This is a genomic window from Pseudoflavonifractor phocaeensis, assembly GCF_021531375.1.
GTDB classification, from domain to species: Bacteria; Bacillota; Clostridia; order Oscillospirales; family Oscillospiraceae; genus Lawsonibacter; species Lawsonibacter phocaeensis_B.
The window spans coordinates 66514-88478 of record NZ_JADYTU010000001.1; the positions used below are offsets into that span (position 1 = coordinate 66514).

The window sequence follows — 21965 nt, forward strand, 5'->3', positions numbered from 1 at the left end:
GATGTTGCAAAGCCCCCGCCCAATTCAACAAATGGGCGGGGGCTTGTTGCGGTTAAGATCCGGCGCGCTGGATCACATTGCGCCGTGGGGCTGGGCTGCTTGACGCTCTTTCTGATAGCCGATCTCCACCTCCGGGTCCCGTTCAGAGATCAGGGCCAGAGCCTCCTTGCCCAGCTCCTTGGACAGCACCTCTCCCTTGTGGACGGTGCCGCTCCGGTCCCGGACCATCAGGAAGAACTGATCGAAATTGGCTCTGCCGCAGCACAGGTTGGCGTTGACCTCCTCCTGGCGCAGCCAGGCCTGAAGGATCTGCCCCCAGGGGAGGCAGACCGTGCCGGCGAACCGGGTAAAATAGCAGCCGCTCTGTCCCAGGCGGACCTTGCCGAGATCCCGGGCCTGCTGAAAGTCCGTCTTCAGCTCCTGAGGCGAGAGGGAGGTGGGGAACAGGACCTTAAAAGCCATGGTGTGTCCTCCTTTGAATCATTTTGATGGCAATATTATAACATAACCCTTTATTAAACGCAAGTGATTCTCATTATTAAATCGTAGTATCTTCGAAAAGATTTCAAAAAATTCAGCCTTGTCCTATTGACAGGGCACAGCTTTATTGGTAAAATATCAAAGCCGCTTTGAGTGGGACAGAAGTGCCCAATTCCCCCACAAGGGGAGCTGACAGGCGCTTTGACACAAGAGGAACACCGTTCCCTCCCAGGAGAGCGAGCCCGTAATGAAGGAGTTGAAACAAATGCAGGCAATCATCGTGACCGGCGGCAAGCAGTACAAGGTGAGCGAGGGCGATACCCTGTTCATCGAGAAGCTGGAGGCCGAGGCCGGCCAGAACATCACCTTCGACCAGGTGCTGGCCATCCTGGACGGCGACAACGCCACCTTCGGCGCTCCCACCGTGGAGGGCGCTTCTGTGGACGCCACCGTCGTGAAGAACGGCAAGGGTAAGAAGATCCGTATCTTCAAGTACACCCCCAAGAAGGGCTACCGTAAGCGTCAGGGCCATCGTCAGCCCTACACCAAGGTGCAGATCGGCGCCATCAAGGCCTGATGACCACCGTAACCTTTCATTCCGAGGGCAGCCGGATCGTGGGCTTTGAAGTCAAGGGCCACAGCGGATACGCCCCCGAGGGTGAGGACATCGTCTGTGCCGCCGTCACCAGCGCGGTCCGCCTGACCGAGTGCGCCATCAACGACGTACTGGGTCTGGAGGCGTCGGTGAAGGTGCGGGAAAAGGACGCGTCTATTACTCTGAAACTCCCCAACAGTCTGGGACAGACCAACGAGAGCACCTGTCAGGCTCTGCTTGCGGCGCTGATGGTCCACTTTGTCCAGCTCGCGGAGGAGTACCCCGACCATATTTCTGTCTTGGAGGTGTAAGTTATGCTGAATATTGGTTTGCAGTTTTTCGCCCATAAAAAGGGCGTTGGTTCCACCCGTAACGGCCGTGATTCCGAGGCCAAGCGCCTGGGCGTGAAGCGCGGCGACGGTCAGTTCGTGCTGGCCGGCAACGTGCTGGTCCGCCAGCGCGGCACCCACATTCACCCCGGTGTCAACGTGGGTAAGGGCAGCGACGATACCCTGTTCGCTCTGAAGGCCGGCAAGGTCAAGTTCGAGCGTCTGGGTAAGGACCGCAAGCAGGTCTCCATTGTTGAGGAGATCGCTCAGTAATTTTGCTGACAGGAAGCCGCAAACGAAATGCCGTTTGCGGCTTCTCTTTTCAGTGAAGGAGGGCTTGTTGTGGAATACCGGAAATTTGACCGGGGATACGTTCTGCGTCTGGACCCCGGTGAGGAGATCGTGGAGTGCCTGACGCACCTGGTGGATCAAGAGAAGATCCAACTGGGGACCGTCTCCGCTCTGGGGGCGGCCAACGACGTGACCATCGGGCTCTTCAATACCAAGGAGAAGAAGTATTACGCCCGGCGCTGCCAGGGAGATTTCGAGATCTCCGCTCTGGTGGGTAATGTGACCCGGAAAGATGGGGAACCCTATCTCCATCTCCACATCACCATCGGCAACCCTGTCACCGGGGAGGTCCACGCCGGGCACCTGTCCTCCGCCACCATCAGCGCCACCCTGGAACTGTTCCTCCAGGTGTGGGACGGCCAGGTGGGCCGGCAGTTCAGTGATACCGTGGGGCTGAACCTGCTGGAGTTCTGATTCAGATATTAAGATAAGAGGTCTTGCCGGCGGCATATCCTCCTGTATCTCTTATCTCCTATCTCTTATCTCAAAAAGAGGGAGGTGCGGCATATGGCAGCACCCTTTGTAGATACCGCGAAAATTACCGTCCGCTCCGGCAACGGAGGCAACGGCGTGGTCTCCTTCCATCGGGAAAAATATGTGGCCGCGGGCGGCCCTGACGGCGGAGACGGCGGCCGGGGCGGCAACGTGGTGGTGATGGTCAACGACCACATGTCCACCCTGATGGATTTCCGCTATAAGCGCAAATATGTGGCGGGCAACGGCATGGACGGCCAGGGCAAGCGCTGTACCGGCAAGGACGGCGAGGATCTGATCCTCCGGGTGCCCCGGGGCACCATCATCCGGGACGCCGAGACCCGGGAGATCATCAAGGACATGTCCGACGAGGAGCCCTTCATCCTGTGCCGGGGCGGCCGGGGCGGCTGGGGCAACAAGCACTTCGCCACACCGACCCGCCAGGTGCCCCGCTTTGCCAAGGCGGGCCTGCCCGGGGAGAGCCGGGAGGTGGTGCTGGAGCTGAAGCTGCTGGCCGACGTGGGCCTTGTGGGCTTCCCCAACGTGGGCAAGTCCACCCTCCTCTCTGTGGTCAGCCGGGCCCAGCCCAAGATCGCCAATTACCACTTCACCACCCTGTTCCCCAATCTGGGCGTGGTCTATGTGGAGGAGGGGGTGTCCTTCGTCATGGCCGACATCCCCGGCATTATTGAGGGCGCCGCCGACGGCGCCGGTCTGGGCCACGACTTCCTGCGGCACATCGACCGCTGCCGCCTGCTCATCCATGTGGTGGATGTGTCCGGCTCCGAGGGCCGGGACCCGGTGGAGGATTTTGAGGCCATCAACGCCGAGCTGGCCCAGTATTCCCCGGAGCTGGCCTCCCGTAAAATGATTGTGGCGGCCAACAAGGTGGACATCATGTCCGACCCTACTCTGCTGGACAAGCTGCGCGCCCATGTGGAAGCCAAGGGCATGGAGCTCTTTGAGATCTCCGCCGCCGCCCACCAGGGAGTGCGGGAGCTGGTGAAGAAGGCGGCCCAGGAGCTCCAGGAGCTGCCTCCCGTGGCGGTGTACGAGCCCACCTATGTGGAGCGCCCCCCCGAGGTGGACACCACCGGGGAGGTCCAGATCGAGCGCTACGATGACACCTGGGTGGTGGAGGCCCCCTGGCTCCAGCGGCTCATCGCCAACGTCAACTTCGGCGACTACGAGTCCCGGAACTGGTTCGACCGCATCCTGCGCCAGTCCGGCCTGTTCGACAAGCTGGAGGAAATGGGCATCCGCGACGGGGATATCGTGTCCCTGTACGACCTGGAGTTTGAGTACCAGCGGTGATCCGACCAATTAAAATGCCGTTCCGTATCATCGGAACGGCATTTTTTATGGTTCAACGGTCAATCCCGGCCGCCCCTGCCGGACGGCTTCCACCAGCAGCAGGGAGGGGGGATGTCCTGGCCCATGGGAGACCAGTTTCATCCGTTTGGGCTCCAAGCCATGGCCCCGCAGGGCACACATCACGTCCACCAGCCGCTCCGGCCGGTGGCACAGGGCAAAACGGCCTCCGTTCTTCACCAGATACGCGGCGGCGGCGCACAGCTGCTCCAGAGTGCAGAAGGTCTCGCTCCGGGCGGGGCCGCCGCTTTTTCCCGCTCCCAGGGGAAAGTAGGGGGGATTGGAGAGGACCAGATCGAACTGGCCGGCGGGAAAGGGCCGTTCCCGGAGATCGCCGGTGATGATCTCACCGCCAAGGCCGTTCCGGGCCAGGTTGTCCCGGGCGGTTTGTGCGGCCAGGGGGTCCCGCTCCACCCCCCGCAGGACCAGATGATCGGCCCGCTCCGCCAGCAGGAGGAGCAGCAGTCCGCTGCCGGTCCCCAGATCGCACACCCGCCAGCCGGACCGCACCGTTGCGAACCGGCCCAGGGCCAGGGCGTCCTGCCCCAGAGGGAACACCCCCTCCGGCCAGGACAGGGTGAAGCGGTCCAGATGCTCCAGTTTATCCACAAGGGTCCCCTCCTTATGTAAGAATCATAAGAAAAGGATACCACAAACCGCTGACACATGCTATAATGTTTTAACATACTTAGAATTTGCAGGAGTCAACTATGCTTGTCCTGTGATGAAGGAGAATGACTATGGCAGGCACCCTCTACTTGGTCCCCACCCCCATTGGGAATCTGGGGGATATCTCCCGGCGGATGGCCCAGACGCTGGAGGAGGCGGACTTTATCGCGGCCGAGGACACCAGAGTCTCCTTGAAGCTGCTCAACCACCTGGGGATCAAAAAGCCCATGATATCCTACCACCGCCACAATACGGAGAGCGGCGGCAGGGCGGTGCTGGACCGGCTGCTGGCGGGGGAGAACTGCGCTCTGGTCACCGACGCGGGGATGCCCGCCATCTCCGACCCGGGGGAGGAGCTGGTGGCCCAGTGCGCCCAGCAGGGCATCCGGGTGGAGGCGGTCCCCGGCCCCTGCGCCCTGGTCACTGCCCTGGCGGTGTCGGGCCAGCCCACAGGGCGGTTCACCTTTGAGGGTTTTCTTGCCATGAACAAGAAGAACCGCCGCAGCCATCTGGAGTCCCTCCGGGATGAGGAGCGGACCATGATCTTCTATGAGGCGCCACACAAGCTGACCGCTACCCTCCGGGATCTGGCGGATACCTTTGGCCCGGAGCGGCCGGTGTCCCTGTGCCGGGAGCTGACCAAGCTCCACGAGGAGATCCGCCGTACCACCCTGGGAGAGGCCTGCGCCTATTACGGCGAGAATCCCCCCAAGGGCGAGTTTGTCCTGGTGGTCCGGGGAGCGGAGCCCAGGGAGGAGGAAGAGGCCACGCTGGAGGACGGTCTGGCCCTGGTGGACCGGCTGAGGGAGGAGGGATTGTCCCTCCGGGACGCTGTGAAGCGGGCGGCCAAGGAGCTGGGACTGTCCCGCAACCAGCTCTATGACCTGGCGGTGGGAAAATAAAGGGAGATTTTCCGGAAAAAGGCGAAACCACCCCGCGCTGCGAGCCGCAGCGCGGGGTGGTTTTTTTGAATGGGGGAACGAAAGGGGCTTCAGCCTTTCTCCGCGGCCTGAAGGGCCTTGATACATTTCGAGCAGACATTTTTGCCCCGGAACATGACGATATCCTTTGCCTCGTCGCAGAAAATACAGGCAGGCTGGTATTTTTTCAGCACGATGGAAGGGCCATCCATATAGATTTCCAGGCAGTCCTTTTCCGCAATATCCAAGGTGCGGCGAAGTTCGATCGGAAGGACGATGCGTCCCAATTCATCCACTTTGCGGACGATTCCGGTTGATTTCATATCATCAAATCCTTTCTGTCTGTGAGAGGTATCGTCAATTCTGGCCTGGCATCACAGCGGGCAATGGCCAAGATGCCAGCGAAGAGTATATTTCAGATTTATTGTACTACAAAGAAAAAATCTGTCAACTATTTCTGTTTGATTTACAGATAAAATGCAGAAATTGGCGCATTTTTTACCAAATATTGGGGTTTTTGTCTTAAGACTTCCAGTTGCCATATTCCGGTATGTTTTTGGGGCTTCTGCCGTATAAATGAGGCGGGAGGGGGCTTAAATGTGACGATGGCATTCATTTGGACCGGAATGGTCTGCCTGTCGGTCCTGTGCGGGCTGGCGACGGGGAGAGGACCGGGAGTGGCGGCAGCGGCGGCGGAGGGCGCGGCGGCGGCGGTGGAGCTGTGCCTGTCCATTGCGGGGATGCTGTGCCTGTGGACCGGCGTGATGGAGATCATGCGAAGGTCAGGACTGGCCGAGGGCCTGTCCCGGCTGCTGGGGCCGGTGCTGCGGCGGCTGTTTCCCCAGGTGGCCGGGGACCGGGAGATCATGGACAGCATTTCCGCCAATGTATCCGCCAATCTGCTGGGCTTGGGCAGCGCTGCCACGCCCCTTGGGCTGGAGGCGGTGCGCGGGATGAGCCGAAAGAGTCCCGGCGTGGCTTCTGACGCCATGTGTATGCTGGTGGTGTGCAACACCGCCTCCATCCAGCTGATCCCCACCACCGTGGCCACGGTGCGGGCGGCGGCGGGCAGCCAGACCCCCTTTGACATCCTGCCGGCGGTATGGCTGGCCTCCGCTCTGTCGGTGGGAGTGGGCATCCTGAGCTGTAAGGTGATGGCACGGATATGGGGGGATGACCGGGCAGCAGCGGGGCCGGCCAGGGCACGGAAACGGCCGGGCTGGCGTGGAACAGCGGTGGGTGGAAGATGATGCGGGATCTCTTTTTTACGATGATCGTCCCGTTTACCATCTGTGCTGTGGCTGTGTACGGAGTAGCCCGGAGGGTGGATGTGTACGACGCATTGGTCCAGGGGGCGGGGAAGGGGCTGGAGACTCTGGTCCGGATCGTCCCGCCGCTGGTGGGCCTGCTGACGGCGGTGTATATGCTCCGGGCCTCCGGGGCCCTTGACCTGGCGGCCCGGTGCCTGGCCCCTCTGATGGAGCGGGTGGGCCTGCCGCCGGAGCTGCTGCCGCTGATGCTGGTCCGGCCTATCAGCGGGTCGGCGGCGCTGGGAGTGGGGGCGGAGCTGATCGCCAACTATGGGCCGGACTCCACGCTGGGACGGACCGCCGCGGTGATGCTAGGGGCCACCGAGACCACCTTCTATACCATCGCGGTCTACTTTGGAGCGGTGGGAGTCACGCGGACCCGGTACGCGGTGCCCGCCGCCCTGTGTGCCGATCTGACCGGCTTTCTGGCTGCCGCCTGGGCGGTGAGACTGTGTTTCGGAGTTGAATAGTCTATTGAGAAGAGACAGGATGCCTCTGCCGCGGCAGAGGCATCCTGTTTTCCGTTTCCGTAAAAAGGACTGCAAGCCTCAGAAGCGGTCAAGATTGCTCGTCTTCCATGAGTTCGTCGGGGGCCGGAGGAGTAAGAGGCTCGTCGTGTTCCAGATGCTCGAAGTAATCCTCGTCTTGGAGGACGGGCTTGCGGCGGCGGGCGATGGCCAGAATGGTGGGGTAGAGGACGATGGCGATCAGACCGCCGGAGAAGCCGTTGTTATACAGGTTCATCCCCGCCACCGGAGAGCCGGTATACAGCACCACCGAGGAGTGGAGAAAACCGGCCAAGATCCCGTAGGGCCAGCCGAAATAGCCGGATACGGGGGCCAGAGTGGTGCAGAACAGACAGGCCAGCTGGACGGGGGGATCGCTGAGGGACCAGTGCATCACAAAGCCGCCCAGGGCCACCCCGCCCATGACGGGGAGGATGTTTAAGGCGTGCTTGCCGAAGGCGGAGAAACCCATGATGGTGAAGATACCCCCCAGGGTGGGGCCGTTCAGATTGCCGCCCCCCAGGAGGATAAAGCACAGGCCGATGAGGCCGTTAATGCCCATATTGATGAGCACGGGCGCGGGGCCGAACATACGCAGATAGTCACTGGGGGCCCGGCCGCTGGTCTGGAGCAGTCGGCGGTAGCCTGCCCAGGACGCCCATACCGGCTTTCCCGCAAAGAACAGACCGATCACAATGAGGGAGAAGCAGAAAACGCAGAGCATCAGGCAGAATACCCTGTTGTATCCGGTGGCCCAGCGGTAGTGGGTGGTGGGGTCGGCGCCCAGGGAGCTCATCAGCGGGACGCAGATGAAGGCCACCAGACCGCAGGCAAAGCCGGTGTTGTACAGATTCATGCCGTTTTGAATGCGGTATGTATAGGTAGACAGAGGCGGAACGATAAAGCCGATGGTAATGCCCACCAGCGTCCCCCAGAAGGGATTGCCCCAGCCGTTGTCCAGACCGATGTAGCTGATGACCGGAGCCAGGGCGGTGGCCATGAGGCCAATATTGGCGAAGGCGCCGAAGGGCTCCTTCCGGTACCGGGTATAGAGCCAGGTCCCGATCAAAATGGGCCAGATATTAATAAAATTCTTCCCAAACAGGGAGAAACCGGACATCAGGCCAATGACCACAAGGGTCATGCCATTGAGTTTGTCGTTGGAGAAATACAGCACGCAGATACTGATGGCGGTCACCAGGGCGGAGTTCACCAGCGCCGCTCCGGGGCCGGCGATGAGGATATAATCGGTGATGAGGGCGTCTTCGGAGAGGACGACGGTGACCAGCCCCCGGAAGATGTTGGCCGGACTGTCTAAACAGAATCCCGCCAGAGCCAGCAGGCCGGCGTAGATCCACAGGTAGGGGAACATCCGCTCATATCGGATGTGGGCGTGGTGCAGGGGGAGATGATAGTCCATAGACAGGGCGTTCCTTTCTCTCCAACCGCGGGCAGGGGAGCCCGGGCGCGGGATGGTGGATGGGACGATACCTGTGGGCGTACGCCGGAGCCCTCAGGGCAGATGGCAGAAGTAGTCGCGGGTCTGCTCCGCGTTGTGCCGGATCTCGTCGGACAGGGCCTGCATGGACTCGAACCTCCGCTCCGGACGCAGGTGCTTGAAGAATTCCATCCGGACCTGGTGGCCGTACAGGTCCCCGTCAAAGTCCAGAATGAAGCCCTCCACGGTGACCCGGCCGTCGTTGTCCTCCACGGTGGGCCGGACGCCCACATTGGTGACGGCGCAGCGGCACTGGCCGTCAAACCATACCCGGGTGGCGTAAACCCCGAAGGCGGGAACAATGACCTGGGGCGGGATGGTCAGGTTGACGGTGGGGAATCCCAGGGTGGAGCCGCCGATCTTTTTGCCGTGGGCCACCCGGTCGGTGAGGGTGTGGGGGTGCCCCAGGAACTGGTTGGCCCGCTCCATCTCCCCCTGGGCGATGAGGGTGCGGATATAGGTGGAGGAGATGGTGATGCCGTCCTGCTCCACCCGGCCGATGATGTCGCAGCCGATGCCCAGTTCGGCGCATTTGGCCTTCAGCCGTTCGGGATTGCCCTTGCCCATGTAGCCGAAGTGGAAGTCGTGGCCGGCCACCACATGGACCACGCCCAGGTCCCGCACCAGGTATTGGAGGATAAAGTCCTGCCAGTCCATGCGCTGCATGGCGTCGAAGGAGGCCACAATGACCTCCTGGATGCCGTAGTACCGGCGCATGAGCCAGACCCGGTCCTCCACGGAGCTGATGAGGGGAATGTCCTGGCCGGTGATAACGGCGGTGGGGCTGCGGTCGAAGGTAAAGGCGCAGGCGGAGGCACCCAGCCGGTCCGCCGCAGCGGTCACCGCCCGCAGCAGCGCGCCGTGGCCCAGATGCACGCCGTCGAAAAAGCCTAAAGCGATTACACGTTTGGTCGTATTCACAGGGGATTCGTCTCCTTTGTAGTGGTCAGTGTATTTTGCCGGATCACGGCCCGGCAAAGAGGCCGTGATCGGGAGAGGAGAAGCAAGGAAGTCATACCTCAAAAAAACTCTTGACGGTAAACAGCTTGCCATTCTCCGCCCGGCCCAGGGCGAGAAAGTCCCCTCCCTGGCCGTAAACCCGGTATTCCCCGGGAATAATTTCCGGCATCACCACGGTCATGCCGTTGCGTACCTTCTTTTCCAGAGCGGAAGGCAGCGTCAGAGCGGGACGGTCGGAAAAGTAGGCGTCCACGGGGAGAAGCAGGGCGGCGGGGTCCTCCGCCTGCTGGACCTGCTCCAGAGTCACCGCCCGGTCCAGAGAAAATCCCGCGGCCCTGGTCCGGCGCAGGCTGCTCATACAGCCGCCGCAGCCCAGGGCCAGGCCGATGTCGTGGCACAGGGTGCGGACGTAGGTGCCTTTGGAGCACCGGACCCGCAGAATAAACTCCGCCGGGCCGGTCTGCCCCTCCACGGTCAGGCTGTGGATGGTGACGGGGCGGGGCTGGCGCTCCACCTCCCGGCCCTTCCGGGCCAGTTCATAGAGCTTCTTGCCGTTGATCTTGATGGCGGAGTACATGGGGGGGATCTGTTGAATGTCTCCACGGAACCGGTCCAGGACGCCCTCCAGATCCTGAAGGGAGCCCCGGAAGGGGTGCTCCTCCAACACTTCGCCGCTGGTGTCCTGGGTGTTGGTGACCAGCCCCAGCCTCAGACCGGCCACATATTCCTTTTGCCCCTCGCTGGCAAATTCCACCGCCCGGGTGGCCCGCCCGATGAACACGGGGAGCACCCCGGTGGCCATGGGGTCCAGCGTGCCGGCGTGGCCGATACGCTTTTCGCGGAAAATGCCCCGCAGCTTGGCACATACGTCCATAGACGTCCAGCCTTGCGTTTTGTCAATGATGAGAATGCCGCTGGGCATGGGATCACTCCTTGATATGGGTTTCTTCTGTCACAGCAGGCGGGCCGCCGAAAAGCGGTCCCGCGCCAGCTCCGCCGCCTGCTCCCGGGTCAGCTCAGACGCCGTGCTTGACTTTGTGGATCGCGTCCAGGACGGTCCGCTTTGCGTCGGACACCGAGCCCTCCACCGTGGCGCCGGAAGCCGCGGCGTGTCCGCCGCCCCCCAGCAGGGCGCATACATGGCTGGCGTTCAGATCCTCGGGATCGGTACGGACGGACAGCTTGCACTTGCCGGGGGCCAGCTCCCGGATGGTGACCGAGGTCTTGACCCCCTCCAGCTGGCCCACCAGGGCGGCAATGTCCTCGGCGTCCCGCTCGGTGGCCCCCAGAGAGGCCATCATGTCCAGAGTGACGGCGGCAATGGCGATGGTGCCTTCGTCGTGGAGCTCCATGTCGGAGATGATCATGCTCTCCAGCTTCATCCGCCGGATGCTTTTGGTGCGGAAATGGCGTTTGTTCAGCTGGGCCGCGGGAATGCCGCAGTCCATGAGCTCCGCCGCCGTCCGGTGGGTGCCGGCGGTGGTGTTGCCGTAGGCAAAGCAGCCGCAGTCGGTGGAGACGGCCACATAGAGGGCGGTCCCGATCTCCGGCGTGATTTGGCAGAACTGCTTGATGATCTCGTAGACCAATTCGCCGCAGGCGGCCCGCCCCGCGTCCAGACAGGTCTCTTTGGCAAAAAATTCCTGAGAAGGATGGTGGTCAATGGCCAGCTCCACCCGCTCCAGATAGGGCAGGGCGTTTTCGGGAAACAGCCCCCGGGCGGCAATGTCCACCGACACCACGGTGCAGGGTTCCCAGCCCTCGCAGGCCAGCAGACCCTCCAGGTAGGGAGTGAACAGGGAGGTGGTTTCCCGGTTGGGCAGGACATAGGCGGTTTTTCCGATCTGACGCAGGGCGTGGCACAGGCCGGCGGCGCAGCCGATGGTATCTCCGTCAGGGCGCACATGGGTCAGGATCAGATATTGGTCATGAGTTTGCAGAAAAACAGCGGCTTGCTGTGGGGTCATAGCGGTCACTCCTCGTCCAGAATAATGTGCTCGTTGGCAGGATTGGCGGGTTTGACCACCTCGGGGTTCCGGAGCATATCCAGAATGTGAGCGCCCTTGTCGATGGAGTCGTCCTGAACAAAGGTGAGCTCCGGGGTGTAGCGCAGCTGGAGCGCATGCCCCAGCTCACGGCGCAGCCAGCCGGCGGCGGACTTCAACCCCTTCAGCACCTGGGTGCTGTCACTCTTATCCAGCACGCTGATATAGACCTTGGCGTACCGCAGGTCGGGGGTGGTGTCCACGGCGGTGACGGAGATCATGCCCGTCACCCGGGGATCTTTTACGTTGGGGATCAGAGAGGCCAGCTCCCGCTGGATCTCCTCGTTGATCCGTCCGATTCGATTGCTTGCCATATTGGATTCCTCCTTTTGGAGTTGATGCGGTAAATTTTAGTTTATCAGTGGATTTTGCCTGCGGGCGGGACGGAAGTTTGGACGAAGGGATGTTTCGCCCCCGGGCGAGGTACTTTTGTAGAGATACAAAAGTACCCCAAAAATCTCCGGGGCTTCGGCCCCGGCCCCCGTGGGGAGCCATCAATCAGATATTTTGATGTCGTTCGGCGCGGGTAAAAGACAGGATACTCATCCCATACCCGCCCGCTGCCGCTCTGTACCAGTAAAATTGGTGTCTGCTTCTACTGGCTGAAACCGCGCCTCTTGGTTAACAATCGCGGGGTGCCTCCTTCAAGGATTGCAAGCCTGCCATTCTGCAACGGCCCCCTTACGAGCCGAGGTACCCTCGGGCGGCCCCGGCGGGCCAAGTGGGTAAGAGGCAGCTGCCATCAGTCTTTACCGCCATCGAGGCGGGCTGTATTGCTTATCCCCCGTAAAATCTTCTCCATTTTGCGAAGCAAAAGGCGGTGTGAGCGCTCACATATTTTGCGAGCTGCAATCAACGCAAGGCCGCCTACTCTCCCGTAATGGGGGTCCGGGGGCGGTGCGGATAGCGCAATGAAATTGCGCGTGGTCGCCCCCGGCGATTCTTTGGTTTCTTTCTGATCGCTCAGAAAGAAACCCGCTCCGCAGAGCGGAATCCTTTCAAAACACTCCAACGGTAAACTAAAATTTACACTATTATAAGCAAACTGGGGCGGGCGAAAACGCCCGCCCCAGCCGGTGGTTTTAAGGATTGAATTAGACCTCGATCTGCTCCATGAGGAAGGCCTCGATAATGTCGCCCTCCTTGATGTCCTGGAACTTCTCAAAGGTGATGCCGCACTCATAGCCGGCGGCCACTTCCTTCACGCTGTCCTTGAAGCGCTGGAGGGAGGCGATGGAGCCGTCGTAAATGACGATGTTGTCCCGGAGCAGACGCATCTGGGCGCCCCGCTGCATCTTGCCGTCCAGCACATAGCAGCCGGCCACCATGCCCACGCCGGTGATGCGGAACACATTGCGGACCTCGGCCCGGCCCAGGTCCACTTCCTTGAACTTGGGGGCCAGCATACCCTTCATGGCGGACTCAATCTCGTTGATGGCGTCGTAGATGACCCGGTACATCCGCATATCCACGTTCATACGGGCGGCGGAGTCCTTGGCGTTGGAGTCGGGGCGGACGTTGAAGCCCACGATGATGGCACCGGAGGTAGAGGCCAGCATCACGTCGCTCTCGCTGATGGCGCCGACGGCGCAGTGGATGACCCGGACCCGGACCTCCTCGTTGGTCAGCTTCTCCAGGGAGGCCTTGACGGCCTCGGCGGAGCCCTGGACGTCGGCCTTGACGATGACGTTCAGGTTCTTCATCTCGCCGGCCTGGATCTGGCTGAACAGATCCTCCAGCGTGACCTTGCCCACGTTGGAGCCGGCGGCGTTCTTCTGCTCGTGCTTACGCTGCTCCACCAGCTCACGGGCCATGCGCTCGTCGGCCACGGCGTGGAAGTCGTCGCCGGCGCCGGGCACCTCGCCCATGCCGATGATCTCCACGGGGACGGAGGGACCGGCCTGATCCACCTTCTGGCCCTGGGCGTTGGTCATGGCGCGGACACGGCCCACGGCGGTGCCGGCGATGATCACGTCGCCCTGGCGCAGGGTGCCGTTCTGGACCAGCAGGGTGGCCACGGGGCCGCGGCCCTTGTCCAGCCGGGCCTCGATGACGGCGCCGTGGGCGGAGCGGTTGGGATTGGCCCGCAGCTCACGCATCTCGGCGGTCAGGACCACCATGTCCAACAGGTTGTCGATGCCCATGCCGGTCTTGGCGGAGATGGGGCAGATGATGGTCTCGCCGCCCCACTCCTCGGGTACCAGCTCATACTCGGTGAGCTGCTGCATGATGCGGTCGGGGTTGGCGGTGGGTTTATCCATCTTGTTGATGGCAACAATAATGGGGATGTCGGCGGCCTTGGCGTGGTTGATGGACTCCACGGTCTGGGGCATGATGCCGTCGTCGGCGGCCACCACCAGGATGGCCACGTCGGTGATCATGGCGCCGCGGGCACGCATGGCGGTAAAGGCCTCATGGCCGGGGGTGTCCAGGAAGGTGACGGGGTTGCCCTTCACGTCCACCTGGTAGGCGCCGATGTGCTGGGTGATGCCGCCGGCCTCGCCGGAGACCACATTGGCGTGGCGGATATAGTCCAGCAGAGAGGTCTTGCCGTGGTCCACGTGGCCCATGACGACGACCACGGGGGCGCGGGGGATCAGGTCCTCTTCCTTGTCCTCGGTGGTGTCGATCAGCTTCTCTTCGATGGTGACCACCACTTCCTTCTCCACCTTGCAGCCCATCTCCTCGGCGATGATGGCGGCGGTGTCGAAGTCGATGATATCGCTGAGGGAGGCCATGACGCCGTTCTTGATGAGGCACTTGACCACCTCGGCGCCGGTCTTCTTCATGCGGGAGGCCAGCTCGCCCACGCCGATCTCATCGGGGATCATGACCTTGACAGGGGCCTTCTTGGCGATCTCCAGCTGGAGGCGGCGCAGACGGTCCTGCTCCTCCTGGCGGCGCTTGTTGCCGAAGCTGCCGGCCTGCTTGCCGCCCCGCTGACGCTGGGCGTTGCGGCCCTGGAACTTCTGCTTGCCGCCGCGGTCCTGCTGCTTCTCAGAGGTAAAGGACTCCAGACGCTCGTCGTATTTGTCCAGATTGACGGCGGGGCCGCCGCGGGTGTCCACAACCTTCTTCTCGGGGACCCGGGTGGTGGGACGGCTGACCTGGGCCTGCTGCTGGGCCTGGGGCTTGGCGCTCTGGGCCTGCTGGGCGGGCTGCTGCTTGGCCTGGGGACGGTTCTGCTGCTGGGGAGCGGGCTTGGGGCTCTCGGCCTTGGGGGCCGCGTGCTGCTGCTTGGCCTGCTGGGCGGGGGCGGCGGCCTTGGGCGCGCTGGTGTCGTGGTAGACGTCGGCATAGACCGACTCGATGGAGTCGATCTGGTTGTTCTGGGTCAGGTACTCAAACACGATGGACAGCTCCTGATCGGTCAGAGGCTGCATGTGGTTCTTGGGGGGATGGTTGTACTTGGTCAGAATGTCCATGATTTCCTTGGAAGGAAGATCCTTGGAACCCTTTTTAAAATCCTTGGCAACCTTGTGGATGGGATATTTGATCATCATATGGGGAAGCCACCTCGTTTCTTAGGGATTGTGCCGGAATTTGCCGGACAGACGACGGCCGCCGGGGCCGGGCTTTGAGGAACGGCCAGGGCGGACGGGGCCGTCCTTGGCGAAATGGGCCGATCCGCCTTGTCCGGGAGGCTTCGGCTTGGGTTGTGCTTTCTTGGAGCGGGCGGGGGGAGACGCGCCGCGGCGCTCCTCCTCATTCCGGGGCGGAGGAGGGGGAGCCCAGGGCTTCCGTTTGCCCTCCCGCAGGTTCTTTTCGTGCTGACGCTTTTCCCGCTGGCGCTGGAGCATCCGGTCCGCCTTCTCCCGCAGCTGCTGGGCGGCGGGGCCATAGCGTTCCGGGTCCCGGGCAGCCAGCTTTTCCAGCACCGAGGCGGCAAAGCCCGCGTCGGTCAGGGCCAGCATGGCGCAGGAGCCACGGCCAAGAACAAAGCCCAGCTCCGCCTTGGTAAAGGGCAGCTCCAGAAACAGCACGTTGCCCGCCTGACCGAAATGGGCAGCCCGGCGGCAGGAGTTGGGGGCCGCGTCGGAGGCCAGCAGGACCAGACGGGCGTGGTGTGCGCGGCAGGCGGCGCCCACCGGCTCCTCGCCCACCTCCAGCCGTCCGGCCTTTCGGGCCAGACCCAGAAGATGAAGGATGGGATCGTTAGCCATTCTGGTCCCCTCCCTTCATCTGTGCCTCCAGGTCATCCCAGACCTGGGCGGGCAGGGCGGCGTCAAAGGCCCGCTCCAGCCCTCTGGACTTTCGGGCCTTGGCCAGACAGGCCGGGTCGGGGCAGACGTAGGCCCCCCGGCCGGGCAGCTTGCCTCTGAAATCCAGACTGACCGCCCCCTCGGGGGAGCGGACCACCCGGATCAGTTCTTTCTTCGGTTTCATTTCCCGGCAGCCAACGCATTGGCGCATGGGTATCTTTTTGGGCACCTGTGTCACCCCCGGTTGAGAAATAAAAGATAAGAGACGGCGGTTGGTTGCCGCTTACGCCTCGGGCTGAGCCTCGCTGTCCTCCTCGAACAGGGCCTCGCCGGCGTCCTCAATGGGCTCCAGGGGGGCGGAGGCGGGCTTGATGTCGATCTTGTAGCCGGTGAGCTTGGCGGCCAGACGGGCGTTCTGTCCCTCCTTGCCGATGGCCAGGGACAGCTGGTCATCGGGGACTACCACCCGGCAGCTCTTGCCGTCGGGCAGCTCCTCCACGCTGATGACGTCGGCGGGGGAGAGGGCGGCGGCGATGTACTCGGCGGGGTCCTCGGAGTACTTGATGATGTCCATCTTCTCGCCCTTCAGCTCTTCCACGATGGTGTTGACCCGCTGGCCGCGGGGACCCACGCAGGCGCCGATGGGGTCCACGTTGGGGTCGGCGGACCAGACCGCCAGCTTGGTGCGGGAGCCGGCCTCACGGGCCACGGACTTGATCTCCACGGTGCCGTCGTAAATTTCAGGCACCTCCAGCTCGAACAGCCGCTTGACCAGGCCGGGGTGAGTGCGGGAGATGAGGACCTGGGGGCCCTTGGTGGCCCGGCGGACCTCCACCACATAGACCTTCAGGCGCTGGCCTTCCACATAGCTTTCGCCCTTCACCTGCTCGTTGGTGCCCAGATAGGCGTCGGTGAATTCGGAGCCGGAGTGGATGCGAAGGGTCACAGAGCCGTTCCGGGGGTCGATCCGGGTGATCACGCCGGTGAGCAGCTCATGCTCCTTGGAGCAGAATTCGTCATAGACCATGCCCTGCTCCGCCTCGCGGATGCCCTGAATGATGACCTGACGGGCGGTCTGGGCAGCAATACGGCCGAAGTTCCGGGGCTTCAGCTCGATGCGGACCACGTCGCCCAGCTGGGCCTGGGGCAGCACGGTGCGGGCCTCCTCCAGGCCGATCTCAGTGGCGGGATTGTCCACCACCTCCACAATGTCCTTCTTCAGGAACATGCGGACGGTGGAGGTCTCCTGGTTGGCCTCGATGATCAGGTTGTCGCCCACGCCCTCGTGGTCACGGCGGTAGGCGGACAGCAGAGCCTGGGTGATCTTCTCCATCATGTAGCCGGGCTTGATGCCCTTTTCCTGCTCGATCTGAGCAATGGCGGCGAAAAACTCCTCGCCGTCCAGCTCGTTATTGTTGACTTTCTTTGTCGTTCTCTTAGCCACGGTGTTTTCCTCCTAAAAATCAGAAGCGGGGGTACAGCCGTACCAGCGCGATTTCTTTTTTCTCAAAGTGGATGGGGGTCCCGCCTGCGTCCAGGGTCACGTTTCCGTCCTCCCAGGACTGAAGCAGGCCGACAAATTCCTTTCGTCCCTCCCGGGGGCGGTAGAGCTTGACCTCCACCTCCTGGCCCCGGAACTGGGCGAAGTGTTCCGGCTTTTTCAGCACCCGGTCCGCTCCGGCGGAAGACACCTCAAAGGTGTAGCTGCCCTCGATGGGGTCGGCCTCGTCCAGCCGGTCGGACAGGGGACGGGAGACGGCCTCGCAGTCGTCGATGGACACGCCGCCCTCCTTGTCGATATAGACCCGGAGGAACCACTCTCCGGCTTCCTTCACATACTCCACGTCCCACAGGGAGCATCCCGCTCCCTCCACGATGGGGGCGGCCAGCGCGGCCACGGTATCCGTTACTTTTGCCATGGAATTCCTCCTGTAGAACTGCCCGAAAAGGCCGGGTCAGCCGGATTTGGTCAATCAAAAAGAGCGGAGCCTTGACCCCACTCTTACCAATACTACCTTAATTACAATGAAACTATACCATAAGACCGGACGGATTGCAAGGGGGCGGGGAGAAGTTTTTTCCAAAAAGAGAGGCAAAGAACCGCCAAAAATAGAAAAACCACCCAGAGGAAGCAGATGTTCCCGGGGATTCCAGAAGGGAAACGGCACATACTAGCCGGCGGATGGGACTTCCGTTGGAAAAACGAGCGGGAGGATGCAGCAAATGAAGAAAAATTGGATCGTTCTTGCCATGGCCATGGCGCTGACAGTATCGCTGACGGCCTGCGGCGGCAACAGAAATCAGACTGACGGCACTGCCAACGGCGCCGGGAGCGTGGGCAGCGGAACGGGCAGCGGCAGCGCGGCCAACGGCAGCGCCAACAACGGCTACGCAGGAAGCGGCAGTGTAAGCGACCCTTATGCCGGCAGCGGCAGCCTGCAAAATGAAAGCATGGGCGGCGGCAACCCGACCACCGCTCCCAACGGCTCGGCGGCGGGCAGCGGCAGCCAGACCCGGAACAGCCGGACCTCGTATAACGGCTACACCGCCACCCGGCGCACCGCCTACGACTATCTCAACGACGGGCGGTATGCCGCCAATGGCAACGGCCAGGTGAACGGTCAGTGGAATACCGCTGGACGGGACCTGACCCAGGGTGCCCGGGATCTGGTCCGGGGCGCCGGCAACGCCATCGGCGATGTGGGCCGGGGCGTGGGCAACGCCGTGGGCGACGTGGGCCTTGGAGTCCAGAACGCGGCCCGGAGCGCCACGAACTATTAAAGACCTGAGCACGGAGAGGGGACAGGCGAAAGCCTGTCCCCTCTCGGTTTTGTCCTTTGTGTTGATCGCTCATTCTGCTTGACACTTTGTGCGACTCTTTTATACAGCAAGGGTGGCACTAAGACAGGGCTGCCTGACAAACTGGAATTTGACGGTACGCCATGGGAGGGCGGGGCTTGCCCCCGCCGCGGCGGCCCCAAGGGGCCGCCCTACCGAACAGAACCATAAACCGCTCATGGAAAAGGAGCATTTATCCCTTTTTCTTGACGCCTTTTTTTGCCGGAGCTTTGGCCTTGGCCCAGCCCGCTTTCCGGACAGGCTTGCCGCCCTGAGGGGCGGCTTCCTTTTTCTCCACCCGCCGCCGGCCGTCGAAACGGCCGTTGTCCTGCTTGGAGCGGGACGGGGCCCTGCCCTTTCCCTGGGGGTGGGGATGGCCGCGGTCCTCCGCCTCTTCGGGGCGGGCCTGTCCCTTGTCCGGCCGGACCAGGCAGCGCTTGCCGTAGCCGATCAGGTCCTCCCGGCCCGTCTTGTGGAGGGCCTCCAGCACCAGCTTCCGGTTCTGGGGCTTTCTCCACTGCATCAGAGCCCGCTGGAGGGCCTTGTCGTGGGGGGTCTTGGGGACAAACACCGGCTTCATGGTCCTGGGGTCGATGCCGGTGTACCACATGCAGGTGGCCAGTGTGCCGGGGGTGGGGTAGAAGTCCTGGACCTGCTCGGGCATGTGGCCTTCCTTGTTCAGCCACTCGGCCAGCTTCACCGCGTCCTCCAGGGTACAGCCCGGGTGGGAGGAGATGAGGTAGGGCACCAGATACTGGTCCTTGCCGTAGCGGCGGTTGAGCTTGAAATACTTCTCCCGGAATTTCTCGTACACCTCGATGTGGGGCTTGCCCATATAGTCCAGGGTGTGATCGACGCAGTGCTCCGGGGCCACCTTCAGCTGGCCGGAGATGTGGTGCTGGACCAGGTCGGTGAAGAACTCCCCGCTGGGGTCCTTCATCAGATAGTCAAAGCGGATGCCCGAGCGGATAAACACCTTTTTCACTCCGGGGATGGCCCGGAGCTTGCGCAGCAGCATCATATAGTCGGTGTGGTCGGCGTCCAGATTGGGGCAGGGCTCCGGGGCCAGACAGGCCCGGTTCTTGCACATGCCGCATTTCAGCTGTTTCTGGCAGGAGGGACGGCGGAAGGTGGCGGAGGGTCCGCCCACGTCGTGGATATAGCCCTTGAAGCCGGGATGCTTGGTCAAAGCGGTCACTTCCCGAATGACGCTCTCGTGGCTGCGGCAGGAGATGGTGCGTCCCTGGTGGAAGGCCAGGGAGCAGAAGTTGCAGGCCCCGAAGCAGCCCCGGTTGTGGGTGACGGAGAAGCGGACCTCCTCAATGGCGGGGACGCCGCCCATCTCGTCGTACATGGGGTGTGGCTCCCGGACATAGGGCAGCTCGGCCACCCAGTCCATCTCCGGCGTGGTCAGAGGGGGCGCGGGGGGATTGACGATGAGAAAGTCCCTGCCGTGCTTTTGAATGATGGCCTTGCCCACCACAGGGTCGTGCTCCTGATACTCCACCATGTTGGCCCGAGCGTAGGCCTCCTTGGAGGCGGACACCTCCTCGAAGGAGGGCACCTCCACCTTGGGATAGGAACAGACGCCCGGGAATTTGGCTGCCACGCAGGTGCCCCGGACGTCGGTGATCTCGCCCACCGGGGTGCCCGAGGCCAGCCGGGCGGCGATCTCGATGGAGGCTTTCTCTCCCATGCCGTAGGTGAGGATGTCGGCCTGGGCGTCAAAGAGGATGGAGCGGCGTACCTTGTCCTCCCAGTAGTCGTAATGGGCGAACCGGCGCAGGCTGGCCTCCAGCCCGCCAATGATGATGGGAATGTCGCCAAAGACCTCACGGACCCGGTTGGAGTAGACCACGGTGGCGTGGTCGGGGCGCAGGCCCGCCCTCCGGCCGGGGGAGTAGGCGTCGTCGTGGCGGCGCTTTCTGGCGGCGGTGTAATGGGCCACCATGGAGTCGATGTTGCCCGCCGAGATCAGCACCCCCAGCCGGGGACGGCCCAGGGCGGTAAAGGCCTCCGGGTCCTTCCAGTCGGGCTGGGACAGAATGGCCACCCGGTAGCCCTTGGCCTCCAGCACCCGGCCGATGATGGTGGGTCCGAAGGAGGGATGGTCCACATAGGCGTCGCCGGTGATGAGCAGGAAGTCATAAAAGTCCCAGCCCCGGCGGGCCATGTCCTCTTGGGATACCGGGAGAAACAGATCGCGGTCAAAACTCATGGTGTGCCTCGTTTCTTATGAAGTCAGGGAAACGGGTACGGCGCTCAGCGCTCGTACCCGATGTACTTTTCCAAAATGTCCAGGGGGACCCGGCTGCCTTGCTCCTCGCCGATCTTGACAAAGCCGTACTTTTTGTAAAAGTGCTGGGCCCGGTCGTTATAGGGGGCGCAGCGCAGCCGCAGCTTATCCCGGCCCAGGGGCCGGAAGAAGGATACCGCTTGGCCGATGAGCTGGACGCCGAGCTCCTGGCCCCGGCGGTCCGGGGTGACGTAGCAGAAGGGGATATAGCCGGCTCCATCCTCGCGGTAGCGTTCTGTGTCCAGCTGGAGGAATCCGGCGACACAGTCCCCGGCCATGGCGGCCGTGACGCCCCAGGGGGAGCGGGACAGATGCTCCCGGGCGGCGGCCAGGAAGCCCTCACCGTCAAAGGGAACGTCCGCGCCGTGGGTGGAGTGCCATGCCTCCCGCCGGGCCTCCAGGTAGAGGGCCTCCTCCGTCTCCCAGCAGATGGGCCGGAACCAGAGGTTCACATCCTCCGCCTTCTGGTCCTTCCGCCACCAGGACTGCCGTCCCAGGGTGGAAATGGAGGGGTCCAGATGGGAGGCGTCCATCTCATACCGGACCTGGACGCGGTCTCCCTCAAAGACCAGGCAGCTGACAGCGGTGTTGTCGCTGTGTCCCATGCCCAGCCACTCCTCCGGGGACAGCTCCTTGAGTTCGGCCAGGGCCTGACGGATGGCGGTGCCGTGGCAGAAGACGGCCACCGTCTGGTCCGGGTGGGCCTGGGCGATGCGGCGGAGGGCACAGGCCACCCGATGGCCCACCTGGCCCAGACTCTCGCCGTGAGGAGCGGCCCACCGGGGGTCGCTGTGGTTGAACAGCGCCATCTGTTCCGGATCGTCGCGGCGGACGCCGCCCCAGGTCTGGTCCTCCCAGTCGCCCATGTGGATCTCCCGCAGCTGGGGGTCGGTGTGCAGCTCCAGCCCCTTGGGCACATAAACGGCCCGGGCGGTGGTCATGGTGCGGTACAGGTCGCTGGAGTACACCGCGTCCACATGGATGTCCCGGAAGCGCTCTTCCAGCGCGGCGATCTGACGGAAGCCGTTTTCGGTGATGAGCGCGTCATACCAGCCGTGGATCCGGCGGTACAGGTTGCCCTCGGCCTCGGCATGGCGGATAAGATAGATGGTAGTCATTAC

Annotated in this window: 24 protein-coding genes; 9 read left to right on the forward strand and 15 right to left on the reverse strand. The window is 62.7% G+C overall.

The features are described 5' to 3' along the window. Positions 1–72: 72 nt before the first annotated feature. Positions 73–462: a DUF6709 family protein gene (locus I6E39_RS00320; protein WP_235379313.1), complete on the reverse strand. Its 390-nt coding sequence runs from the start codon at positions 460–462 to the stop codon at positions 73–75. Between the two features lie 283 nt (positions 463–745). Here I6E39_RS00320 and rplU point away from each other — a divergent pair, with 283 nt between their 5' ends. From rplU to obgE, 5 genes are all read left to right on the forward strand, one after another. Then, positions 746–1057, forward strand: coding sequence for a 50S ribosomal protein L21 (gene rplU / locus I6E39_RS00325; protein WP_235379314.1), 312 nt, complete (start codon positions 746–748; stop codon positions 1055–1057). Continuing rightward, a complete protein-coding gene (locus I6E39_RS00330; RefSeq protein WP_235379315.1) occupies positions 1057–1386 on the forward strand; it encodes a ribosomal-processing cysteine protease Prp in 330 nt (109 codons plus the stop codon). Before rplU ends, I6E39_RS00330 begins: the two co-directional genes overlap by 1 nt. Before the next feature lie 3 nt (positions 1387–1389). Beyond that, positions 1390–1677, forward strand: coding sequence for a 50S ribosomal protein L27 (gene rpmA / locus I6E39_RS00335; protein WP_235379316.1), 288 nt, complete (start codon positions 1390–1392; stop codon positions 1675–1677). 69 nt (positions 1678–1746) lie between these two features. Beyond that, positions 1747–2169: a PPC domain-containing DNA-binding protein gene (locus I6E39_RS00340; RefSeq protein ID WP_235379317.1), complete on the forward strand. Its 423-nt coding sequence runs from the start codon at positions 1747–1749 to the stop codon at positions 2167–2169. Between the two features lie 93 nt (positions 2170–2262). Continuing rightward, a complete protein-coding gene (obgE, locus tag I6E39_RS00345) occupies positions 2263–3543 on the forward strand; it encodes a GTPase ObgE (RefSeq protein ID WP_235379318.1) in 1281 nt (426 codons plus the stop codon). Between the two features lie 45 nt (positions 3544–3588). Here obgE and I6E39_RS00350 read toward each other — a convergent pair whose 3' ends face one another. After that, positions 3589–4209, reverse strand: a complete 621-nt coding sequence (locus I6E39_RS00350) for a tRNA1(Val) (adenine(37)-N6)-methyltransferase (protein ID WP_235379319.1) — start codon at positions 4207–4209, stop codon at positions 3589–3591. A 131-nt stretch (positions 4210–4340) separates the two neighbouring features. Here I6E39_RS00350 and rsmI point away from each other — a divergent pair, with 131 nt between their 5' ends. Next, positions 4341–5171: a 16S rRNA (cytidine(1402)-2'-O)-methyltransferase gene (gene rsmI / locus I6E39_RS00355; protein WP_235379320.1), complete on the forward strand. Its 831-nt coding sequence runs from the start codon at positions 4341–4343 to the stop codon at positions 5169–5171. 89 nt (positions 5172–5260) lie between these two features. Here the strand turns inward: rsmI and I6E39_RS00360 are convergent, their stop codons facing one another. Continuing rightward, positions 5261–5512, reverse strand: a complete 252-nt coding sequence (locus I6E39_RS00360) for an AbrB/MazE/SpoVT family DNA-binding domain-containing protein (protein WP_235379321.1) — start codon at positions 5510–5512, stop codon at positions 5261–5263. Positions 5513–5788: 276 nt separating this feature from the next. Between I6E39_RS00360 and I6E39_RS00365 the strand changes: the two genes are divergently transcribed. Both I6E39_RS00365 and I6E39_RS00370 read left to right on the forward strand, forming a co-directional pair. Beyond that, positions 5789–6439 (forward strand): nucleoside recognition domain-containing protein, encoded by a 651-nt coding sequence (locus I6E39_RS00365; protein ID WP_235379322.1) that lies wholly within the window; start codon positions 5789–5791, stop codon positions 6437–6439. Beyond that, the gene (locus I6E39_RS00370; RefSeq protein ID WP_235379323.1) at positions 6439–6969 is read left to right on the forward strand and encodes a spore maturation protein; all 531 of its coding nucleotides are present in this window, start codon (positions 6439–6441) and stop codon (positions 6967–6969) included. The genes I6E39_RS00365 and I6E39_RS00370 overlap by 1 nt, the downstream gene beginning before the upstream one ends. An 88-nt stretch (positions 6970–7057) precedes the next feature. Here the strand turns inward: I6E39_RS00370 and I6E39_RS00375 are convergent, their stop codons facing one another. The 10 genes from I6E39_RS00375 to I6E39_RS00420 all read right to left on the reverse strand — a co-directional run bounded on the left by I6E39_RS00375 (position 7058) and on the right by I6E39_RS00420 (position 17629). Continuing rightward, the gene (locus I6E39_RS00375; RefSeq protein WP_235379324.1) at positions 7058–8425 is read right to left on the reverse strand and encodes a DUF1576 domain-containing protein; all 1368 of its coding nucleotides are present in this window, start codon (positions 8423–8425) and stop codon (positions 7058–7060) included. Between the two features lie 93 nt (positions 8426–8518). Further along, complete coding sequence (gene ribF / locus I6E39_RS00380; protein ID WP_235379325.1) at positions 8519–9424, reverse strand: riboflavin biosynthesis protein RibF; 906 nt, start codon at positions 9422–9424, stop codon at positions 8519–8521. A 91-nt stretch (positions 9425–9515) separates the two neighbouring features. After that, the gene (truB, locus tag I6E39_RS00385) at positions 9516–10385 is read right to left on the reverse strand and encodes a tRNA pseudouridine(55) synthase TruB (protein ID WP_235379326.1); all 870 of its coding nucleotides are present in this window, start codon (positions 10383–10385) and stop codon (positions 9516–9518) included. A gap of 94 nt (positions 10386–10479) precedes the next feature. Next, on the reverse strand, positions 10480–11430 hold the full coding sequence (locus I6E39_RS00390) for a DHH family phosphoesterase (RefSeq protein ID WP_235379327.1): 951 nt from the start codon (positions 11428–11430) through the stop codon (positions 10480–10482). Positions 11431–11435: 5 nt separating this feature from the next. Beyond that, complete coding sequence (rbfA, locus tag I6E39_RS00395) at positions 11436–11822, reverse strand: 30S ribosome-binding factor RbfA (protein WP_235379328.1); 387 nt, start codon at positions 11820–11822, stop codon at positions 11436–11438. A gap of 780 nt (positions 11823–12602) precedes the next feature. Then, complete coding sequence (gene infB, locus I6E39_RS00400) at positions 12603–15011, reverse strand: translation initiation factor IF-2 (protein WP_235379329.1); 2409 nt, start codon at positions 15009–15011, stop codon at positions 12603–12605. Between the two features lie 21 nt (positions 15012–15032). Beyond that, on the reverse strand, positions 15033–15671 hold the full coding sequence (locus tag I6E39_RS00405; protein WP_235379330.1) for a L7Ae/L30e/S12e/Gadd45 family ribosomal protein: 639 nt from the start codon (positions 15669–15671) through the stop codon (positions 15033–15035). Continuing rightward, on the reverse strand, positions 15664–15894 hold the full coding sequence (gene rnpM, locus I6E39_RS00410; protein WP_420908165.1) for an RNase P modulator RnpM: 231 nt from the start codon (positions 15892–15894) through the stop codon (positions 15664–15666). The genes I6E39_RS00405 and rnpM overlap by 8 nt, the downstream gene beginning before the upstream one ends. A gap of 99 nt (positions 15895–15993) precedes the next feature. After that, complete coding sequence (nusA, locus tag I6E39_RS00415) at positions 15994–17154, reverse strand: transcription termination factor NusA (protein WP_235379331.1); 1161 nt, start codon at positions 17152–17154, stop codon at positions 15994–15996. Positions 17155–17173: 19 nt separating this feature from the next. Continuing rightward, positions 17174–17629: a ribosome maturation factor RimP gene (locus I6E39_RS00420; protein ID WP_235379332.1), complete on the reverse strand. Its 456-nt coding sequence runs from the start codon at positions 17627–17629 to the stop codon at positions 17174–17176. A gap of 304 nt (positions 17630–17933) precedes the next feature. On the opposite strand from I6E39_RS00420, the gene I6E39_RS00425 reads away from it, so the two are divergent. Next, a complete protein-coding gene (locus tag I6E39_RS00425; RefSeq protein WP_235379333.1) occupies positions 17934–18491 on the forward strand; it encodes a hypothetical protein in 558 nt (185 codons plus the stop codon). A gap of 250 nt (positions 18492–18741) precedes the next feature. On the opposite strand, the gene I6E39_RS00430 is transcribed toward I6E39_RS00425, so the two are convergent. Beyond that, a complete protein-coding gene (locus I6E39_RS00430) occupies positions 18742–20766 on the reverse strand; it encodes a YgiQ family radical SAM protein (RefSeq protein ID WP_235379334.1) in 2025 nt (674 codons plus the stop codon). Positions 20767–20810: 44 nt separating this feature from the next. Next, positions 20811–21962: a bifunctional histidine phosphatase family protein/GNAT family N-acetyltransferase gene (locus I6E39_RS00435; protein ID WP_235379335.1), complete on the reverse strand. Its 1152-nt coding sequence runs from the start codon at positions 21960–21962 to the stop codon at positions 20811–20813. Positions 21963–21965 lie beyond the last annotated feature (3 nt).